This is a genomic window from Pseudomonas arvensis (assembly GCF_056688935.1).
Map to the genome: position 1 here is coordinate 636,425 of NZ_CP162038.1, position 20,124 is coordinate 656,548.

Consider the following 20,124-nt stretch of genomic DNA (forward strand, 5'->3'; position numbering starts at 1 on the left):
GAAACAGCTAGAGCAAGGGGCTTGCCAACCCGGAGGGTGAGTAGGAATTGCTTGTAGGACGGCCCTTTGATGCCACTAAACAGGGCGTTTAAAGAGGCGAGAGCTGACCCAAAATGGTGCGCGCTATTGCGGGTCGCACCTGTTGTGAGCGTTTCGGATTTGTCCTACGTGATATGGGGATTCGGCGTTCATCGCGTTACGTAAGGAATCATTAGGCTTTGCGCCCTGTTTAATTCCCTGCGACGTTCATCATGTTCAAATCATTATGTTGTTTAGTCATTGTCAGCCTGTCTTTTGTTGTGTCATCCGCTTCGGCCAACTTTCAGCCTCGTCCTGCCTTCGCGTCGTCACTTAAAAGCGAAGCAATCGAGAACGTGATCGACCGCGCGCATGAGTTGCTGGGCACGCCCTACAAATGGGGCGGCACTTCCGCGAAGCAAGGGTTCGATTGCAGCAGTTTCCTGGTTTACCTGTTCAAGACTGAAGCCAATATCCAGATCCCGCGCACGACCGCGGCGATGCACCGATCGACGGCCGCTACCATCCAGCGCAGTGCGCTCAAGCCCGGCGATGCGGTGTTCTTCAAGGGTAATGGGCGCGGCCAGGTCAGCCATGTGGGTCTCTATATAGGCCAGGGCAAATTCATTCATTCGCCGCGCACCGGCAAGACCGTGCGTATCGATTCGCTGAGCAACAGCTACTGGAACAAGAACTACACCACCGCCAAGCGTTTCCATTCGGCGGGTTGATCGGCTTACTCGGTGCTGCCCAGGCCCTGCCAGTGCTTGAGGCCGATAAAGATAAAGCGCAGTTGCTGGGTGATTTTCGCCTGTGGCGTGAGATGGGCCGGCAAGGCATGCGCCGGTGGGTCGATGATGTCGGGGAGGGTGGCGAACACGCTTTTGACGATCAGGTCGGCCATCACGTGCAGGCCCTCGCTGTCCAGGTGCTGCAACTTGGGCATCAGGGTCAGGTCGGCCGCCAGGTCATGGGTGATGTCCTCGCGCAAAGCGCTGATGGCTTGGCGCACGGCGAGGCAGCCGCCATATTGCTCGCGGGCCAGGAACAGGAATTGCGAACGGTTGGCCGAGACCACATCGAGAAAGATCCGCACCGAGGCGTCGATGATGCCGCCCATCACGAACTCGTTGTGGCGCACCAGGCGAATGGTCGCGCGAAAGGTCTGGCCGACTTCACTCACCAGGACGAGCCCAAGCTGGTCCATATCGGCAAAATGGCGATAGAAACCGGTGGGCACAATGCCGGCCGTCTTGGCCACTTCCCGCAGACTCAGGCTGCCAAACCCACGGCCACACTCCATCAGATGGCGGGCAGCGTCCATCAGGGCAAGGCGGGTCTGTTGCTTCTGTTCGGCGCGGGGCAGCATGGGCGGGGGCTTTGTCGGCAAGTACAGCGACGCACTCTAGCAAAACAGCTCTGTTGGCGTCGAACTTGGCGGGGCAGGCGAGCGTGACAGGTTCTACAAAAGGTCAAAAGCCCGATCAGGTGATCGGGCTTTTTTCTGGGCTACCATAGGGTTAGCTCTGTGCTTGATTTTGTTCTTTCAGGCGATCCGAACCATCTTCGGCAACACCTTCAGCGTAGGCGCGCTTGCTGATTTGATCGGCACCATCTTCAACCAGACCATTCTCATGCAGGCGATCGCTGCCGTTTTCGGTCAGGCCTTCGGCGTGAGCGCGTTTGCTGATCTGATCCGAACCGTTTTCTGCAACAGCGCCCTTGGCGTAGTCACGGGCATCTTCTTCTTGCGAACCGCTACGGGCCAGGGTCTGGCTGAAGTGCACGGCGTCGGCTTTGACTTGAGGGGTGACTTGTTCAGCGGCTGGCAGGGCAAAAGCGCTGGAGGCCAGGATGGACAACAGGACGGTAGCGAGTACTTGGCGTTTCATGATGGTTGCTCCTTGGGAGGGCGATAAAGTGGGTACAGGACTAATGCTACTCTCGATATGTCGATATAAAAGTTCATAAACACAATGGTAATAATCAACAGAATTGATTGTTCCTTGCGGAGGCTCTAGACCGGACCTCTCAAGCACGCGGTTTTGCACCGTGGTGGGTATTTTCGACACGAACCTGGGTAACAATGGTGCGCCGTCGATGATCGGATTTGTCTGGTTGATCAGGAAAATGGCTTTTTGAGACTAAATCGGCCACTGGGTTAAACCCCCGGACGGTTTACCAGTCGTACCCTTATTGAGCTGTAGTTCAGCTAGTCGTGTTGAGGAGTCCTGTGCAATGACGCGCACTCGTAAAATCGCCGCCTGGAGCTGCGCCAGCTTCGTTCTGTTAATCGCCGTAGCGGTCCTGGTCCTGGTGTTTTTTGACTGGAACCGCATCAAGCCGCCCCTCAATGCCAAAGTTTCTGAAGAACTGCATCGCCCGTTTGCCATCAATGGCAACCTCGCCGTGGTGTGGCAGCGCGAGCCCGATGAAGGCGGTTGGCGTGCCTGGGTGCCATGGCCCCACGTGATCGCCGAAGACCTGACCCTGGGCAACCCCGATTGGTCGAAAAAACCGCAGATGGTCACGCTGAAAAAAGTCGAGCTGCGTATTTCGCCCCTGGCGCTGCTGGTGCAGCACGTGGTGATTCCGCGTATCGACCTCACCGAACCGAGCGCCGCGTTGCAGCGCCTGGCCGATGGCCGGGCCAATTGGACCTTCACGTTCGACCCTAAGGACCCGAATGCCGAACCCTCCAACTGGGTGGTGGACATCGGCGCCATCGGCTTCGATAAAGGCCACGTGACCCTCGACGACCAGACCCTCAAGACCCAGCTCGACGTGATCATCGACCCCCTGGGCAAACCGATCCCGTTTGGTGAGATCGTCGGTGATGCCGATGCCAGGAAGGCCCTGGAAAAAGGCTCCGCGCCTCAGGACTATGCGTTCGCCCTCAAGGTCAAAGGCCAGTACCACGGCCAGAAGCTGGATGGCACCGGCAAAATCGGCGGCCTGCTGGCCCTGCAGGACGCGGCCAAGCCGTTCCCGCTGCAGGCCCAGGTCAAGATCGCCGACACCAGCATCGCCCTGGCCGGGACCTTGACCGACCCGCTCAACCTCGGCGCCCTCGACCTGCGCCTGAAACTGTCCGGCAGCAGCCTGGGCAACCTGTACCCGCTGACCGGCGTCACCCTGCCGGACTCGCCGGCCTACGCCACCGACGGCCACTTGATCGCCAAGCTGCACGAGGCCAGCGGCGCGTCCTTTCGTTACGAAAACTTCAACGGCAAGATCGGCAACAGCGATATCCACGGCAACCTCGGCTACGTCGCCAGCCAGCCACGACCCAAGCTCAGCGGCGCGCTGGTGTCCAACCAGTTGCTGATGACTGACTTGGCACCCTTGATTGGCGCCGACTCCAACGCCAAGCAAAAGGCCCGTGGCGGCGAAAGCAAGCAGCCGGCGACCAAAGTGCTGCCAGTGGAAGAGTTCCGCACCGAACGCTGGCGCGACATGGACGCCGACGTGGAATTCACCGGCAAACGCATTGTGCACAGTGCCGAGTTGCCCTTCACTGACCTCTACACCCACGTTGTGCTCAATGACGGCGAGCTAAGCCTGGAACCCCTGCGTTTCGGCGTTGCCGGCGGCAAGCTCGATGCGCAGATCCGCCTGAATGGGCGCATCACACCAATGGAAGGTCGCGCCAGGCTGACCGCACGTAACTTCAAGCTCAAGCAACTGTTCCCGACCTTCGAGCCGATGAAAACCAGCTTCGGTGAACTCAACGGCGATGCCGATATTGCTGGGCGCGGCAACTCCGTGGCGGCGCTGTTGGGCAGTTCCAACGGTGACCTGAAGATGCTGATCAACGACGGCGCCATCAGCCGTGGCCTGATGGAAATTGCCGGGCTCAACGTCGGCAACTATGTGGTGGGCCGTTTGTTCGGCGACAAGGAAGTGAAGATCAACTGCGCGGCGGCGGACTTCGGCATCAAGACCGGCCTGGCAACCACGCGGCTGTTTGTGTTCGATACCGAGAACGCCATCATCTACGTCGACGGCACCGCGAACATGGCCACCGAACAGTTGGACCTGACCGTCACGCCGGAATCCAAAGGCTTCCGCCTCTTCTCCCTGCGCTCGCCGCTTTACGTGAACGGGCCGTTCATCAAGCCCAATGCCGGCGTGAAGGCTATTCCACTGGCCTTGCGCGGCGCCGGCATGGTGGCACTGGGCGTGATCGCCGGTCCTGCCGCCGGGTTGCTTGCGCTGGTCGCCCCAAGTGGCGGCGAGCCCAACGAATGTGCACCGCTGTTGCAGCAGATGAAAGAAGGCAAGGCGCCAAAGACGGTGAAAGGCTGATCGTCGAAATTGTCGGAAAAGGCGACCGTTGGGTCGCCTTTTTTATGGCCGTGCCGTAAGCATGATCCTGGTTTTGTGTAGCCCATTTCTGAAGTGCTGAAACCGCCTCTGATTCCCCTTACGCCTCCAGGCTTGCCTTCCTATAGTCGGCCGCGACTGTTAATAGGAGATGTAATCCATGCAGGGACCCTACGCATTTATCAATGAGCGACCCCAGCCTTATCCATTGCTCAAACTCAGTCTTTCTCTAGGCTTTCATACACAAGCGAAGTTCGACATCGTCAACCAACATATCCGCAATGTCGTGGTATTGCCTGGGCAGTTGGTGATCATTCCAGATGCGCGTACGGCATCTTGTACCGCTGAAGAAGCACAGCTGATGCGCTCCGCGCAGAACATAAAACAGGCGTTGATGGCGCACTCTGCAAGCGATCAGTTTCTGATCAAAAACTACGATCAGCTACAGGCAATCATGTCCCATGCCTCACTCGCCATCGGGAGCGCCAGCAGCACCTGGAGCAAGCACTTGGCGCAAATCGAAAAGACCCTCAGGGAAATTGATGATTTGCATAAACAGTACTTGAGGCGCGGGACCATGGAGGCGAGGAATGAGTTTCTGGTCAAGCGCAGGGCGCTGTTCGCGACGCTGGATCTTCAGCTCTCTGGTATGGCGCGTTTGGGGACGGGGTTGAAAAATGACGGCTCTATTAAAAAGATGCTGGGTATCTCCAGTAAGAGCTATTGGCATCATGGAGAAATTCGGGGATATGAGGAGACCGTCAAGCGCGTAGCCAAGGCGTCAGAGCTGTTGAAAAAAGGAACGTATATTGGTATTGCGCTGGATGTGGGAGCGACGGCATTGGAAATAACAGAGGCGTGTTCCAGCGGGCGCGAGCAGGAATGTACGCGGGCGAAGTTTGTCGAGGGAGGAAAACTTGCGTTCGGGATTGTGGGGGCCGCGGCCGGCTCGGAGGTTGGGGCTGCTCTCGGCATCGTCGCCTGTGCAATAGTCTTTGGTATTCCTACCGCCGGAGCAGGAGCGCTGGGTTGTGCAGTAGTTGGTGGGGTAATCGGAGGTGCAACCGCAGGGCCGCTGGGAAATGAGTATGGAGAGCAGGTTGGTACGAGTCTTTATGAGGCTTTCAGGGGGAGCAAATGACACTTGAGTCCATGGGTATGATATCGGCCATTATTATGATGCTGTCTTTCCCCATATGCATTTATGCCATCTATACAAAACTCGAAAAAGCCGAAGAGCACTTAAAGTTCAGCTCATTCATCGTGACATTTAAATACAGATTCGGATTCGGGCTGTTTGGTGGGAGGCTTAAGCGTCTTTTCGTTATCGCCATTGTTATCCTCATGCCAAAGGTTTTTCAATGGCGCCACTTGGTGCTCGTTGAGGATGTAAGGCGAATCCCGAAGAGCCTGAAACTCTGGATGGTCATCCCCTTTTTGCTGACTATCTCTTCCATCGTTGGAATGGCCGTATCTTGGTTTCTGACAGGGTGACGTCATCGCAGAAGCAGTGGGGGGGAACTGAGCAATCAGTTCCCCCCTTTTTCTGCGTCGCTATTTACAGACTTTCGAGGATGTCCGCCATATCGTCCGCATGCTCTTCTTCCTGGGCGAGGATCTCCTCAAACAGGCGGCGCGTGGTCGGGTCTTTGTCGCCGATGTATTGGATGATCTCGCGGTAGCTGTCCACCGCGATGCGCTCGGCCACCAGGTCTTCGTAGACCATTTCCTTCAAGGTATTGCCGGCCACGTATTGCGCATGGGAGTTCTTCGACAGCAGGTCGGGGTTGAACTCCGGCTCGCCGCCCAGTTGCACGATGCGTTCGGCGAGTTTGTCAGCGTGCTCGGCTTCCTGGGTGGCGTGCTCCAGGAATTCGTCTGCGGCGACGGCGGCTTTTACGCCGCTGGCCATGAAGTAGTGGCGCTTGTAGCGCAGCACGCAGACCAATTCGGTGGCCAGCGACTCGTTGAGCAGGCGGATGATTTCTTCGCGATCGGCGTCATAACCTTCGGTCACGGCGCCGTTTTCGACGTTCTGGCGGGCGCGGCTGCGCAGGGTCGCAACGTCGGTCAAATGTGCTTCAGTCATTTCAATCTCCTGGTGCTAATCCGGTTTTGCGCCACGCTCTGCTGGCGTGATCGCTCCAAGTTGTGAGTCCCAGGCAACGCAAAAAGTTTTATCGGATTCATCCCCGGCGTCATCAGCCCGACTTGAGGTTGCGCTAGGCTGCACGGCAGGACTTCAGTTTCGAGGACGTTCGCGTCATGCCGCAGTCGTTAGCCACGCGTTACCCCCTGGTGCTGGTGCCCGGCATGCTCGGGTTTGTGCGCCTCGGGTTCTTCCCGTATTGGTACGGCATTGTTCCGACCTTGCGCGCGGGCGGGGCGCAGGTGTTCCCGGTGCAGGTGGCGCCGCTGGACTCCAGCGAAGTGCGCGGCGAGCAGTTGCTGGTGCAGATCGAACGTATTCGCCGTGAGACCGGCCTGGATAAGGTCAACCTGATCGGCCATAGCCAAGGCTCGCTGACCGCGCGTTATGCAGCGGCCAAGCGCCCGGAATGGGTGGCGTCGGTGACCTCGGTGGCTGGGCCCAACCATGGTTCCGAGCTGGCAGACCATATCCACCGCCATTACCCGGCCGACGGCGCCAAGGGCCGGATCATGAGCGCGCTGTTTCACCTGGTCGCCTGGGTGATGGGCGTGCTGGAAACCGGCTATCGCGGGCCGCGCTTCAAGCCGGATTTGCAGGCATCGCACCATTCCCTGACCAGTGAAGGGGTGGCCCTGTTCAATCGCCAGTATCCCCAAGGCTTGCCCGAGACGTGGGGCGGGCAGGGCGCGGAGGTGGTCAACGGCGTGCGCTATTACTCGTGGTCCGGCACGTTGCAGCCGGGTATCACCGACCGTGGTCGCAACCTGTTCGACGGTACGAATCGCAGCTGTCGCTTGTTCGCCCGCAGCTTTGTGCGGGAAAAGGGCCAGTGCGACGGCATGGTCGGGCGCTACAGCTCGCACCTGGGCACGGTGATCGGCGATGACTTTGCCCTGGACCACTTTGATATCGTCAACCAGTCACTGGGGCTGGTGGGCAAGGGCGCCGAGCCGATCCGATTGTTTGTGGAGCATGCCCGGCGCTTGAAAGCCGCGGGTGTTTAAGCCCGGCGGCGCACCGGCGTGGTCCAGCGCTCCGACAAGATCACCCCGCCCAGGGTCAGCAAACCACCCACCAGGTGATACATCGCCAACTGCTCCTTCAGCACCACCGCCGCAATCAACGCAGTAATCAACGGCAGCAGGTTGAAAAACAGCGTGGTACGACTTGGCCCCAAGGTCTTCACCGAATGCATCCACGCCAATGGCGCGAGCATCGATGCCAGCAAGCAGGCGTACAGCACCAGCGGGATATTCGCCCAGCCAAGGCCGGCTTTGGCCGAGAACAGGAACAGCGGAAACAACACCAGCACGGCCACCAGTATCTGCAAATACAGCAACACCAGCGGCGGCAGGCGCAGCTGCCATTTTTTCAGCAGTGTGCTGTAGACCGCGTAGGCCAATGTGGCGACCAGCATCATGGCGTCGCCCAGGTTGACGCCGTGCTGCAACAGCGCGCCCAGGCTGCCGGACGACACCACCACGACCACGCCGGCAAACGACAGCACCGCGCCGGTGAGCGCGCCGAAGGTCAGGCGCTGGCCGAGGCTGATGATCGCCGCCGTCAGCGCCATCAATGGCATCAGCGACAGGATGATGCCCATGTTGGTGGCGGTGGTCAGGGACGCGGCGTAATACGCCAGGCTTTGGTATACGGCCATGCCCAGCACGCCGAGGATGACGATCTTGCCCAGGTTCGGGCGAATCTGCGCCCAATGGGCGATCACTGGCTTAAGCATAAATGGCGTGAACAGCAGCGCCGCCAGCAGCCAGCGATAAAAGCCGATCTCCGACGGGAAGATCGCACCCACGGCCAGTTTGTTGACCACGGTGTTGCCGGCCCAGATAAAAATGGCCAGCAGGGGATACGCGTATTGCATCGAAAGAAACCAAGTGTGTTGATGAAGCGGGATTATCCCTTGTCTGGATCGAAGCCTATACTTCGATCCAGACAAATCACCTTTGCATCCAGACAATATGGCCAGACATACCGTACGCCTTGCGGATTTTCGCAGCCTGCCGAGCCCGGTGTACTTCCGGTATTCCGACTTCGCCCCCGACACCGAATGCACGCCGCATAAGCATTTCTGGGGATCGCTGGATTACTCCGCCAGCGGTGTGATGCGCATGGAAGTGGCGGGCAACCGGTTTATGTCGCCGCCGCAGTACGCGGTGTGGATCCCACCCAATACTGAGCACAGTTCCTACAACGCCCAGGCGATTGTCTATCACTCCGTGGGCCTGGCCCCCGCGCTCTGCGAGCAACTGCCGCCCCAGCCTTGCACCCTGGCCATCAGCGATATTCTCAAGGCGATCCTGCGCGACTTCGCCCGGCGTGATGTGAATATCCCGCACACCGAAGCCGACATCCGCCTGGCCCAGGTACTGGTGGATCAACTACGGCAGGCACCGATCCACGACGGTTTCCTGCCCTATGCCCGTCATTCAGGGTTGCTCGGCGTACTGGAAGGCATGCAGGCCGACCCTGGCGACAACCGCCCGCTGGCGCAATGGGCTGAGCAGGTGCACGTGAGCGAACGCACCCTGGCGCGCCAGTTTGTGCGCGAGTTGGGCATGAGCTTCGGTGAATGGCGCCAGCGCCTGCGCTACCTCGCGGCCATTGAAGCCCTCGACAGCGAGCGCAGCGTGCAACAGGTGGCGTTCGACCTCGGCTACAGCACCGCCTCGGCATTTATCGCGATGTTCCAGCGCCACGCCGGCTGTACGCCGGAGCAGTATCGCCGGACGAATATTCGCCGTGGATGAAGATGTAACAGGCTTTGACTACACTGCGCATAGGCCGCGCCCCTCGGCGTGGTAACCGGGAGAAAACTCCATGAAGATGCTGCGTATTCCGTTGTTGATGATGGGCCTGTTGCTGTGTTCCCAAGGCTTTGCCGCCACCGCCCAGCAAAACAAGATGACCACCTGCAATGCCGAAGCCACCACCAAGACGCTCAAGGGCGACGACCGCAAGGCCTTCATGAAAACCTGCCTGTCGGCCCCGGCGGCCAATGACGCCAAGACCCTGACGCCGCAGCAGCAGAAGATGAAGGATTGCAATGCGTCGGCGAAAACCAAAGCGCTGACCGGCGATGCGCGCAAGACGTTCATGAGCACCTGCCTCAAAGGTTGATCACGATTGCGCAGGCGCCGACGATCAAATGTGGGAGCCCCCTCCCACACTTGATCGCATTCACTACCTATCCACTCGCTTGATTCCTTCAAGGCTGGCAGACTGCCCATCCTTTAACGCCGTTCGTTTTGAGGCTGTATGCCAACGTTTTCTCAGCGTCATGTGTTGTTGCTGGCCAGCTACATCATCATCTTCGGCGGATTGCTCCTCGTATTGCCGCTGAAATTGCTGCCCAGCTTGCTGGCCGGCCTGTTGGTCTATGAACTGGTCAACATGCTCACCCCCCAACTGCAACGGCTGATCGAAGGCCGCCGCGCCCGCTGGCTGGCGGTGGCGTTGCTTGGCACCCTGATCGTCAGCGTGCTGGCCCTGATCTTCGCCGGCGCCATCAGCTTCCTGCTCCACGAAGCAGAAAACCCCGGAGCGTCCCTCGACAAATTCATGGGCGTGGTCGACCGCGCACGCGGCCAACTGCCGCCTTTCCTCGACGCCTACCTGCCGGCCAGCGCCGCCGAATTTCGCGTGGCCATCGGCGAGTGGCTGAGCAAGCACCTGAGCGAACTGCAACTGGTCGGCAAAGACGCCGCGCACATGTTCGTCACCCTGCTGATCGGCATGGTGCTCGGCGCGATCATCGCCCTGCAGCGCGTGCCCGACCTGACCAAACGCAAACCCCTGGCCGCTGCACTGTTCGACCGCCTGCACCTGCTGGTCCAGGCCTTTCGCAACATCGTCTTCGCCCAGATCAAGATCGCTGCGCTCAACACCGCCTTCACCGCCGTGTTCCTCGCCGTGGTGCTGCCGCTGTGCGGCATTCACCTGCCGCTGACCAAAACCCTGATCGTACTGACCTTCCTGCTCGGCCTGTTGCCAGTGATCGGCAACCTGATGTCCAACACCCTGATCACCATCGTCGCGCTGTCGCTGTCGATCTGGGTGGCGGTGGCGGCGTTGGGCTATCTGATCGTGATCCACAAGGTCGAGTACTTCCTCAACGCGCGGATCGTCGGTGGGCAAATCAGCGCCAAATCGTGGGAATTGCTGCTGGCGATGCTGGTGTTCGAAGCCGCATTCGGGCTGCCGGGCGTGGTGGCGGGGCCGATTTACTATGCGTATCTGAAGAGTGAGCTGAAGCTCGGCGGGATGGTCTGATGTAACTGTGGGAGGGGGCTTGCCCCTCCCACATTGGATTTGCAGCATCAGTGAAATCAGGTCCTATCAGATGCCGTAGCGCTTGCTCGCCTCAATCGCCAACCCGCTACCAATGCTGCCAAAGATATTGCCTTCCACATGCCGCGCATTCGGCAGCATCGCCGAGATGCTGTGGCGCAGGGCCGGGATGCCGCTGGAACCGCCGGTGAAGAACACCGTGTCGACCTGCGCTACATCCACCGAAGCATCGGTCAGCAACTGAGTCACGCTGTTACGCACGCGCTCCAGCAGCCCGTCGATGGCCGACTCGAACAGTGCGCGGCTCAGGTCCACGCTCAACCCAGGTTCAACCCGATCCAGCGCCACGTGGCGGCTGTCTTCATGGGTGAGTTGAATCTTGGTCTCTTCCACTTCCATGGCCAGCCAATGCCCGGCGCGCTGTTCGATCAGCTTGAACAGGCGGTCGATGCCGCCGGTGTCTTCGATGTCGTAGCGCATGCTGCCCAGGGCCAGCTGGGATTTTTGTGAGTACACCGAGTTGATGGTGTGCCAGGTGGCCAGGTTCATGTGGTGGCTGGTAGGCATGTAGGCGCCGCTTTTCATGCGGCTGCCGTAGCCGAACAGCGGCATCATGCCGGCCAGCGAGAGCTGTTTGTCGAAGTCGGTACCGCCGATGTGCACGCCGCCGGTGGCGAGGATGTCGTCCTGGCGGTTGTCGTTGTGGCGGCGGTCCGGGGAAAGGCGTACCAGCGAGAAGTCGGACGTACCACCGCCGATGTCGACGATCAGTACCAGCTCTTCTTTCTCGATGGTGGACTCATAGTCGAAGGCCGCGGCGATCGGTTCGTATTGGAAGGAAATATCCTTGAAGCCGATCTTGCGCGCCACGTCGACCAGGGTGTTTTCCGCTTCCTGGTCGGCCATCGGGTCGTCATCGACAAAAAACACCGGGCGGCCCAGCACCACTTCTTCGAACTCGCGGCCGGCGGTGGCTTCGGCGCGGCTCTTGAGCTGGCCGATAAACAGCGCCAGCAGGTCGGTAAACGGCATCGCCGTGCCCAATACGCTGGTGTCGTGCTTGATCAGCTTGGAACCCAGCAGGCTCTTGAGCGAGCGCATCAGGCGGCCTTCGTAGTTCTCCAGGTATTCGTGCAGCGCCAGGCGACCGTATACCGGGCGGCGCTCCTCGAAGTTGAAAAAGACCACTGACGGCAGGGTGATCTTGTCGTCCTCCAGCGCGATCAGCGTCTCCTCGCCGGGGCGGATCCAGCCGACGGTGGAGTTGGACGTGCCGAAGTCGATGCCGCAGGCACGGGCTGGGGATGCGTTTTTCATGTCTCACAGGTTCCGGGCAAAAAACGGCCGCGCAGTGTATGCCACTGGCGCGCGGATGCGTAGACCGGTGATCCGTAAATCCACCGGCATTCGCGCTACATAGCTACGTCTTGAACCTGCCGGGGTTTGGCTAGGCTGCGGTTTTACCGCTCACGGATGAACCGCTATGCCTGATGCAACCTTTACCGCCGACCTGCGCGGCGTGCACTACGACTTCCTCAAACAACGCGTGCCAAGCTGGTTACTGGATGGCACGACCCAGCGCCAGGAAGAGCTGGGCCAGCACGAGATGGACATTCCCTCCTGGTACCTGGCCGCGACTCACCAAGACAAAACCACCCTGGCCGAGCAGCACACACGTTTTCGCGAAACCCTCAATTCAATCGAAGAGCATCTTGGCCAGATCGACGACATCCTGGCGTTCGCCGAGCAGCCGCTCAAGGACGCAATCAAAAAGCAGTTCAACCTGGAGTTGGATGTACGCAATGTGTTCCTCGTGCGCAAATACGCCTACAAAGGTGCTCGCGACGATTTCTATGGGGCCTTTGTGCTTGAGCAGCAAAACGACCCCAGCCTGACCTACACCTACCGTGGTACATCCCTGCTGGAAGCGGCCCTGGCCAATTTCGAGGCCGATGAAGAACAGCCATCGCCGTGCAACGATTGCCAACTCATTACCCGCTGGAATCCCGATAACCCCCACATCATTGCGACATTCGCCGCCGTCAGCGCCCACGCGGTGGCGATCAAGCCCCATGAATTTGCCAAGCTGTGCCGCTCCCTGGACCTCGGCGCGCAATACCAGAAGCACATCAAGGCGGTGGTCGAACCCGACGCCGCCCAAGAGCGCGAGGCGCTGGAGCAATTGCTTGAGGAACATCAACGCCAGCAACTGGCGCTGAGCATCGAGATCGCCCGGTTGCAGTTAAACGGCGCGTTGAGCGCCGATGCCTACCAGATGCTCAAACAGGTGGTGGCCGGTTCCGGCACGCCGAAGCTGACGGGCAAGCCGGTCACCTACGCCGCGCTCAAGGTACTGGACAGTGTGCTGGTGGGGCCGCTGCTGATCGGGCCCGACCGTGAACGTTCGGACCGTACCGAGCGCCTGGTGGTTTACCTACCCGGCGATCCGCAACAGCCGGTCAAGGAGTACGCATCGAGTGGCGAGTTCATGGTCGACCTGCGTATGCGTTTGCACAGCGCATCCTATCGACGCTTTTTCAGCCGCTTTGTGCCAGTGCGCGAGCAAGGCGGTTTTTTCGCGCGTTTCAACCGGTTGTACCAGCCCGCCGATAATGGCAACGGCGGGACGGATTATCCGCTGCGTACGCCGTTGGTGCATTTGCCCATGGACGGCTTCCTGCTCAGTGGTGACCTCTGGCAGCTCAGTCGCCAGGCGCATATCAGCAAGATCTTGAGTGATGCGCGGGCCGTGGCCGTACCTACCGAGGACGAGGGCCGTAAGGCGCGGCTGGAGCGTCTGGAAAGCTTTTTCGACGCCGCTGTCAGCGTGTTCAACCTGGCGGCCTTCGTGGTGCCAGGGTTGGGGCCGATCATGTTGGCCGTGGGCGCGTCGCAGATGTGCTACGAAGTCTTTGAAGGGATAGAGGCCTATGGGCAAGGCGAGCCGCGGCAAATGTGGGCGCATTTTGCGTCGGTGGCGTTGAACGTGGCGTTTATTGCCACCGGCGCCAAGGTGTTGCCAGCCGTCAAATGGCAAAGCGCGGTGGAGCATCTCAAACCTGTGACGATGCCGTCCGGCAAGCAGGTGCTGTGGAACCCTGACCTGGCGCCCTACGAATCGCCTGTCAAACCGGCGCCCGAGGCCAAGGCCAACGCGCTGGGCCTGTACGAGCATGACGGGCAGCAACTGGTGGCATTCGAGGACGCCCATTATCAGGTCAAGCAAGACCCCCTCACCGGCGATTACCGCATCCAGCACCCGACCCGCTCCGGCGCTTATACCCCAGAGCTGGAGCACAACCACAACGGGGTGTGGAGCCATGAGCTGGAAGAACCGCTGACCTGGGATGAACCGACCTTGCTCAAGCGCCTGGGGCTTGGCGATCAGGCGGACCCGCTGCGCATCAGCGGTGTCGACACCGACGTGCTGCGCCAGGCCGCAGTCCATCACGAGCCGTTGCCGTGGTTATTGGAAGACACGCTCAAACGCTTCGAACTGCACCAGCAGCTCACCACCTTTGCCGAGCGCATCAGAAGCAGCGATCCCTTGGTGTACTCGAAAGCCGAACCCAAGCTGCAATTTGACCTGCTTCAACGCCGCGGCCTGTTGCCTGACAACGTGGCGCTGAAAGTCATCGGCCCCCGGGGCGAGGTGCTCTGGGAGACACCCGATGCCCCGGCTTCAGCCAGCAAGCGCGTGATGGTGGTGACCGAAAGCGCCATGGCCCGGGGCGGTTTGCTACGGGAGTTGTTGTATACGTTGCAGGGTGTCGACCCGCTGCTCAAGGCGTTTCCCGGCAGCCCCGAGGAGTCGCTGGAGGTGCGCGCCGGCAAGCTGCGCCACTATCTCGGCGATGCCGTTGACAGCCTCAAGGGGCCGTTGCTGGAGCAACGCTACCAAGCGCTGAACCCGGCGCCCGATGCCGATGTACAACGTCTGCTGGATACCTACCCGGCCTTGCCTGCACCGGTCGCTGAGCGTGTGCTGCAAGGGGCGACGACCGATCAGTTGCAGGCCTTTCGCAGCACCCGTCGCTTGCCCGAGCCCCTGGCCACGCAAGCCCGATGGTGTGCCCAGGAAACCCGGGTGGCCCGTGCCTACGAGGGGTTGCACCTGGACACCCAGACGCACCTCGATAGCCAGCGCCTGGCCTTGCGCACCCTGGAAACCCTGCCGGGCTGGCACCGGGGTTCGCGCATCGAGCTGCGTCAGTATTCGGCTGAAGGCACGGTGCTGGATGCCATCGGCTCGCCTGACTTTGCGCATAAACGCACACTGGTGCTGCTGGAAAGCGGCGACTTCCAAGCCTCCATGCCCGGCGATTTCTACAGCGCTATCTGGGAACAATTGGCGCTCGCTGAACGCCAGCGCCTGGGCTTGAACAGTGCCGTTGAGCTCAAGCAGGCGATCCAACGCAGCCCGTTACCGCGAGAACCGTTGCGCACGGTGCTGGAGGAGAATCCGTTGCGCAAGCCTGACTACGACCCGATGGCCAGGCTGTTGGGCGGCGCGCCTGGGGTGCGCCAGTTGTTAAGGACGGCGGGGAATGTGCTTCGCTCCCCGGCGGAGCGGGTACGGCGGTTGTTTCCAACCTTCAGCGACGAGCAGGTCACGGCGTTCATCGAATCGCTGGGTGAAGACGTGCGGGGCGAGTTGAGCCGCCGTGAGTTGGAGTACCGCACCCTGAAGAAAACCTTGAAGGTCTGGGCGCAAGCAAGAGGGCCGCAGGCCCTGAACCCTCATAGCGTTGAGTGGCGTGTGAGCGAAGAGATCAAACGCTGCTGGCGCCGTGAGACCGGGAGCCAGTTGCACATTCGCGTGCCCAGGGACAGCTTCTATCGGGTGGATATACCCGCCATAAAAGCAAGCTTCGACCATGTCCGGGAATTGGTGTTGTCGAATGTTACATGGGGTGGAGATTCCACTGCGTTGTTCCTCGAAAACTTTACCGAGTTGAACAGCTTGAGCATCACCGGGGCCGAAATGACCGAGCTGCCTGCGGTGATTGGCGACATGAAGCAGCTCACGTCGTTGAAGCTGAACGCCAATGGCTTGCAGTTGACCGAACACAGCGCTGGACTGTTAAGCGATCTCAATGCGCTGCAAGTGCTCGACCTTTCGAGTAACCCATTGGGCGTAACGCCAGACTTCAGTGGCATGCCCCATTTGAGAGAGCTGAATCTGTATTGGACGCGCATCGAGCGTTGGCCCTCGGGGTTGAGAGAACAGGCCGGGCTGGAGCGCCTCGACCTGCGTCAAAACCTTCTGCAACAGGTACCGCAGGACAACCTGGTGCCGCCCGCGGATCAATTGGAAACCGTGGTACGGATCAACAATGTCACTTTGCTCGAGAATAATCGCTTCCCCCCCGATTACTGGAAAACCTTCGATAAGTACTGGCAGGACCTGGCCCGGTCTCGACCCGACCTGTTGCAAGGGGCACTGGAGGGCGCTTTCGACAGTAAAAATCCGCGTATCGATAAGGTGCAGTACATGTACCCCGAGTACTCCGTGCAGAAGGCCAGGGCGCTTATCTGGTCCTGGGGGGAAGGGGCCGAGGCGCAGCTGAACCGCCTCTGGCAAGAGCATTCTGTGCTGCTCAAGCAGTTGAACGAATGGGCATTTTCAGGCGGCGGTGAGCGCCAGCGCTATGTGCGTGTCGGCGAGCGTGCCAATGACGCAGGGTCTTTGCGTGACCGCCGCCAGGCCTGGGACCGCATCTTGCGCTGCTGGAGGCAAGAAACCCCGCAACAGCTCACCAATGATGGCGAACCTTTTGGCCTGGAGTTGAACCTCAGTGATCTGAACCTGCCGAGCCTGCCTGACCTGGACGCGGATTTCAGCCATGTGGGTTCGCTCAACCTGAGCAATATGAACCTTCGAACCTCGCCGGAAGGGTTCCTCGCGCGTTTTCGCGGGGTGCGCTGGCTCGACTTGTCGAATAACCAGTTGCGTGAGTTACCGCCGGCGGTCGGGCAGATGCACGGCTTGACCCGCTTGTCCCTGCAAAACAACCGGATCCGCCTGACTGCCGACTCGGCGGCGATACTCTCGTCACGCATCAGCGCCTACGGCGATTGGCTCACCGCCACCGAGCGAACAGCCAATGGATTGGTCGCCAGCGTGACGAGTGCGGTGGATGGCCCGGTGGTGTCGCATGACGCGGATGCTCCGTTTCGGCGCTGGTCCACGGGCTTTTCCACTGAGCAGTTGGCGCAGCGCCGGCTCCAGTGGTCCACCCTGCGTGCGTTGCCGGGTTCGGACGGCTTCTTTGAAGTGCTCCGGGACCTGGAAATAGCGCCTGCAGGGCGTGAGGACTTGCAGCGCCGGATCTGGGAGGTGATCGATGGCATCACGCAAAACAGCAATGAGTCCGAGCAGTTGCGCAAGGAGATGTTCGAGTGGGCGGGGCGAGCGGCCTGCTGTGACCGGGCGGCCTTGACCTTCAGCAACCTGGAGATCCTGCTGATGACCTACAACGCCAAGGCACTTGCCTTGGACTCGACCCAGGGTGCGGCCCTGCTGAAGCTGTCCAAGGGGCTGTTCCGTCTCGATGAGCTGGAAAAGATCGCCTTGGAGGATATCGACCAGCGCAGGGCCGCGATCAACGTGCGTGAAGGCTTGACCCCCGCCCAACGAGAGAGCGCCTTGAGGGCCGTGGAAGAGGTGGAGGTGCGCATGGCGTATCGTCATGGGCTCAAGGATCGCCTTGAATTGCCCGGCCAACCGCAGCAGGCCCGGTTTGTCCAGTTCGGCAATGTGAGCCAGGCCATGCTTGATGCGGCCTGCCAACGGGTGCTCAGCCTGGATAACTCCGCCCAGGAGTTGCAAGCCATGCTCGCCAGAGACTTCTGGAAAGACTATGTGGCGAATAAATACCGTGCGCAGTTTGAAGCACAGAACGAACCCCATCACGAACAAATGGAAGCCTTGCAGCGCGACTTCGATGCCGGGACGCTGCCCCGTGCAACCTACGACACCAAGGTCAAGGCATTGCAGGCGCAGTTCGAGATTGAAGAAGCACAATTGATCGAACGCTTGAGCCGCGATGAAGTTGTGCAGGCGCTGGTGCCGACAGCGAGCCTTGAAGTGTTGGTGGACAGCGATGGCAACGGCTTGCAACTGTCCCAGGCACAAGCCGTCGACTTCAATGGCAAGCGCTACTTCGTGGCAAGCATGCCCGATGCGGGTGATGGCGAGCATTACGTGTTATGGGTACAAGCGGCGGATAACCCCTTGCGGTTGACCAGCAGCGCAATCGTCGCCAAGCCTGACGTCAATGGTGTGTGGCGGCGTCGAGGCCTGGCGGGCGGAATGGTGCAGCCGGGGTCTGACGATGAGTTTGTCGACGCGTCGGAATCCATGCCGGTCAAGCCCTATACAGCGGCAGAACTCAGTTACATGCGCCGGGAAGTGCACTTTGCGGCCAACCCTAATCCGGTCGGCAGTTACATCCGCGCCAACAACGGCAAGTACCCACTCAGGGATTACCAGGGCAGGCCGATCCGTATCCGAACCCTGCAGAGGCAAGTGGCCTTGGAATCCGACACGCAATACACCTCCGCGCAGGTCAAACCCTACATCCAGTTCGAAGGGTATGAGTACGTCGGTGCACGCTATGAAGCGCAACTGCAACTGCGCACGTTCACGGCGCAGGATGTGAAAGTGCCTGGTGAAAAGGCGTTGATCGGCCAGTCCATGGTGGTGGCCAACCGGCGTATCGCCAAAGGGGAAATCGTCGGTGTATACGGCGGCACCGTACTGCCGTCGGGGATCTTCGGCCAGGGCGGCCAGACCTACACCATGAAGGTGGGCAGCCAGAGGGTCGCCGAGGGTAACGTTTTGAAGGAGGTGCCGATTCATTTATCGGGGGACAATATTCTGTCGCGAATAAACACCCACTTTGAATATGACGAAAACGGCAAGCCGCTGCGCCAGGCGCCAGGTGGCTATAACATCGAGACAGTGGGGTTTGATGTTGAGGCCGACATGTGGCTGGGCGTGGGGCCAGGGGCGCAGATAAAGCGCAAGCCGTTCATCCTCAACACCCTTTTCGCCACTGAAGATATCGCCGCGGGCACCGAACTGCGAATGGACTACCAATACACCGAGGGGATGATAAAAAAGCTGTTCGCTTGATCCTGCTCAGGTCGGTAACCCGTCCGTCGTCGTAAATAGCGGTATGGCATCTTGAAAGACCGCGTTTTGCCCCAATCTTGTGGGCATATCCAGGCGGTACACAGCCATTGCATTGAACCTGTGTGCCGCCGCTCAACTTATGACGCGCCCTGACATCAATTCCCAGGCTGCCAGCCATGGTGTGCCGTGTGGCGGGCTGCGCGATATCGATAACGGATGGTGATGCCCCCATGGATTTCAAAGACTATTACAAGATTCTCGGTGTCGAGCCGACGGCTGACGACAAGGAGATCAAGTCGGCTTATCGCAAGCTGGCGCGTAAATATCACCCGGACGTCAGCAAGGAAAAGGATGCCGAATCCAAGTTCAAGGATGCGTCCGAGGCCTATGAAGCCCTGAAAAGTGCCGACAAACGCGCCGAATACGATGAACTGCGCAAATACGGCCAGCATGGCCAGCCGTTCCAGGGGCCGCCGGGCTGGCAGAGCCGTGGCGGCTTTGGTGGCGGCCAGGACGCGGGCGACTTCTCGGACTTTTTCAGTTCGATCTTCGGCTCGCGCGGCGATGCGTTTGGTGGCGGCCAGCGCCGACCCACAGGGCGTAAAGGCCAGGACGTGGAGATGCAGCTGTCGGTGTTCCTGGAAGAGACGCTGTCCACCGAGTCCAAGCAGGTCACCTTCCAGGTGCCGCAATATGACGCTTCGGGCCGGCACGTCAGCAACACCACCAAGAGCCTGAACGTGAAGATCCCTGCCGGCGTGGCCGACGGTGAGCGCATCCGCCTCAAAGGCCAGGGCGCGCCGGGGATTGGCGGCGGGGCCAATGGCGACCTGTACTTGATCATCAAGTTTGCGCCGCACCCCAAGTTTGAAGTGGAAGGCGAAAACCTGGTGATCACCTTGCCCCTGGCTCCGTGGGAGTTGGCGTTGGGGGCGGAAGTGACCGTGCCGACCCTCACCGGCAAGATCAACCTCAAGGTGCCGGCCGGCAGCCAGAACGGCCAGCGCATGCGCGCCAGGGGTCATGGCTTGCTGAACAAGGCCGGCGAACGTGGCTTCCTGTACGTGCAGCTCAAGGCCGTGATGCCCAAGCAGGCTGACAACGAGACCATCGCGCTGTGGCAGGCGCTGGCCAAGCAAGCCAACTTCAACCCACGCGAGAACTTCTGAATCAGAAGTGGTGA

Annotated in this window: 15 protein-coding genes; 10 read left to right on the forward strand and 5 right to left on the reverse strand. The window is 60.1% G+C overall.

Translation table 11 applies throughout. The annotated features are described in order from the left end of the window. Window positions 1-251 precede the first annotated feature (251 nt). On the forward strand, window positions 252-749 hold the full coding sequence (locus tag AB3G88_RS02810) for a C40 family peptidase (protein WP_099583644.1): 498 nt from the start codon (window positions 252-254) through the stop codon (window positions 747-749). Between the two features lie 5 nt (window positions 750-754). Here AB3G88_RS02810 and AB3G88_RS02815 read toward each other — a convergent pair whose 3' ends face one another. After that, on the reverse strand, window positions 755-1,387 hold the full coding sequence (locus tag AB3G88_RS02815; protein WP_099583643.1) for a TetR family transcriptional regulator: 633 nt from the start codon (window positions 1,385-1,387) through the stop codon (window positions 755-757). A 151-nt stretch (window positions 1,388-1,538) separates the two neighbouring features. After that, window positions 1,539-1,910, reverse strand: a complete 372-nt coding sequence (locus AB3G88_RS02820; protein WP_099583642.1) for a hypothetical protein — start codon at window positions 1,908-1,910, stop codon at window positions 1,539-1,541. A 346-nt stretch (window positions 1,911-2,256) separates the two neighbouring features. Between AB3G88_RS02820 and AB3G88_RS02825 the strand changes: the two genes are divergently transcribed. From AB3G88_RS02825 to AB3G88_RS02835, 3 genes are all read left to right on the forward strand, one after another. Then, window positions 2,257-4,326 (forward strand): AsmA family protein, encoded by a 2,070-nt coding sequence (locus AB3G88_RS02825; RefSeq protein ID WP_480453121.1) that lies wholly within the window; start codon window positions 2,257-2,259, stop codon window positions 4,324-4,326. A 178-nt stretch (window positions 4,327-4,504) separates the two neighbouring features. Next, the gene (locus AB3G88_RS02830) at window positions 4,505-5,485 is read left to right on the forward strand and encodes a hypothetical protein (protein ID WP_112193162.1); all 981 of its coding nucleotides are present in this window, start codon (window positions 4,505-4,507) and stop codon (window positions 5,483-5,485) included. Next, window positions 5,482-5,838, forward strand: coding sequence for a hypothetical protein (locus AB3G88_RS02835; protein ID WP_480453123.1), 357 nt, complete (start codon window positions 5,482-5,484; stop codon window positions 5,836-5,838). The genes AB3G88_RS02830 and AB3G88_RS02835 overlap by 4 nt, the downstream gene beginning before the upstream one ends. Window positions 5,839-5,902: 64 nt before the next feature. On the opposite strand, the gene AB3G88_RS02840 is transcribed toward AB3G88_RS02835, so the two are convergent. After that, entirely contained in the window at window positions 5,903-6,433 is a 531-nt protein-coding gene (locus AB3G88_RS02840) for a ferritin-like domain-containing protein (protein ID WP_099583639.1), read from the reverse strand. Between the two features lie 176 nt (window positions 6,434-6,609). Between AB3G88_RS02840 and AB3G88_RS02845 the strand changes: the two genes are divergently transcribed. Next, window positions 6,610-7,500, forward strand: coding sequence for an esterase/lipase family protein (locus tag AB3G88_RS02845; RefSeq protein ID WP_099583638.1), 891 nt, complete (start codon window positions 6,610-6,612; stop codon window positions 7,498-7,500). On the opposite strand, the gene AB3G88_RS02850 is transcribed toward AB3G88_RS02845, so the two are convergent. After that, complete coding sequence (locus AB3G88_RS02850; protein ID WP_250926296.1) at window positions 7,497-8,375, reverse strand: DMT family transporter; 879 nt, start codon at window positions 8,373-8,375, stop codon at window positions 7,497-7,499. The genes AB3G88_RS02845 and AB3G88_RS02850 overlap by 4 nt on opposite strands. Window positions 8,376-8,472: 97 nt before the next feature. On the opposite strand from AB3G88_RS02850, the gene AB3G88_RS02855 reads away from it, so the two are divergent. From AB3G88_RS02855 to AB3G88_RS02865, 3 genes are all read left to right on the forward strand, one after another. Beyond that, window positions 8,473-9,261 carry an AraC family transcriptional regulator gene (locus tag AB3G88_RS02855; RefSeq protein WP_158878504.1) on the forward strand — a complete coding sequence of 263 codons (789 nt, stop codon included), beginning with the start codon at window positions 8,473-8,475 and terminating at the stop codon, window positions 9,259-9,261. A 70-nt stretch (window positions 9,262-9,331) separates the two neighbouring features. Further along, entirely contained in the window at window positions 9,332-9,631 is a 300-nt protein-coding gene (locus AB3G88_RS02860; RefSeq protein ID WP_005784310.1) for a PsiF family protein, read from the forward strand. Window positions 9,632-9,769: 138 nt separating this feature from the next. Then, window positions 9,770-10,783, forward strand: coding sequence for an AI-2E family transporter (locus AB3G88_RS02865; RefSeq protein ID WP_049710256.1), 1,014 nt, complete (start codon window positions 9,770-9,772; stop codon window positions 10,781-10,783). A 66-nt stretch (window positions 10,784-10,849) separates the two neighbouring features. Here the strand turns inward: AB3G88_RS02865 and AB3G88_RS02870 are convergent, their stop codons facing one another. Next, window positions 10,850-12,118: an Hsp70 family protein gene (locus AB3G88_RS02870; RefSeq protein WP_099583635.1), complete on the reverse strand. Its 1,269-nt coding sequence runs from the start codon at window positions 12,116-12,118 to the stop codon at window positions 10,850-10,852. 166 nt (window positions 12,119-12,284) lie between these two features. On the opposite strand from AB3G88_RS02870, the gene AB3G88_RS02875 reads away from it, so the two are divergent. Both AB3G88_RS02875 and AB3G88_RS02880 read left to right on the forward strand, forming a co-directional pair. Beyond that, window positions 12,285-18,941 carry an NEL-type E3 ubiquitin ligase domain-containing protein gene (locus tag AB3G88_RS02875; RefSeq protein ID WP_480453128.1) on the forward strand — a complete coding sequence of 2,219 codons (6,657 nt, stop codon included), beginning with the start codon at window positions 12,285-12,287 and terminating at the stop codon, window positions 18,939-18,941. A 230-nt stretch (window positions 18,942-19,171) separates the two neighbouring features. After that, window positions 19,172-20,110 carry a DnaJ C-terminal domain-containing protein gene (locus AB3G88_RS02880; RefSeq protein WP_099583634.1) on the forward strand — a complete coding sequence of 313 codons (939 nt, stop codon included), beginning with the start codon at window positions 19,172-19,174 and terminating at the stop codon, window positions 20,108-20,110. Window positions 20,111-20,124 lie beyond the last annotated feature (14 nt).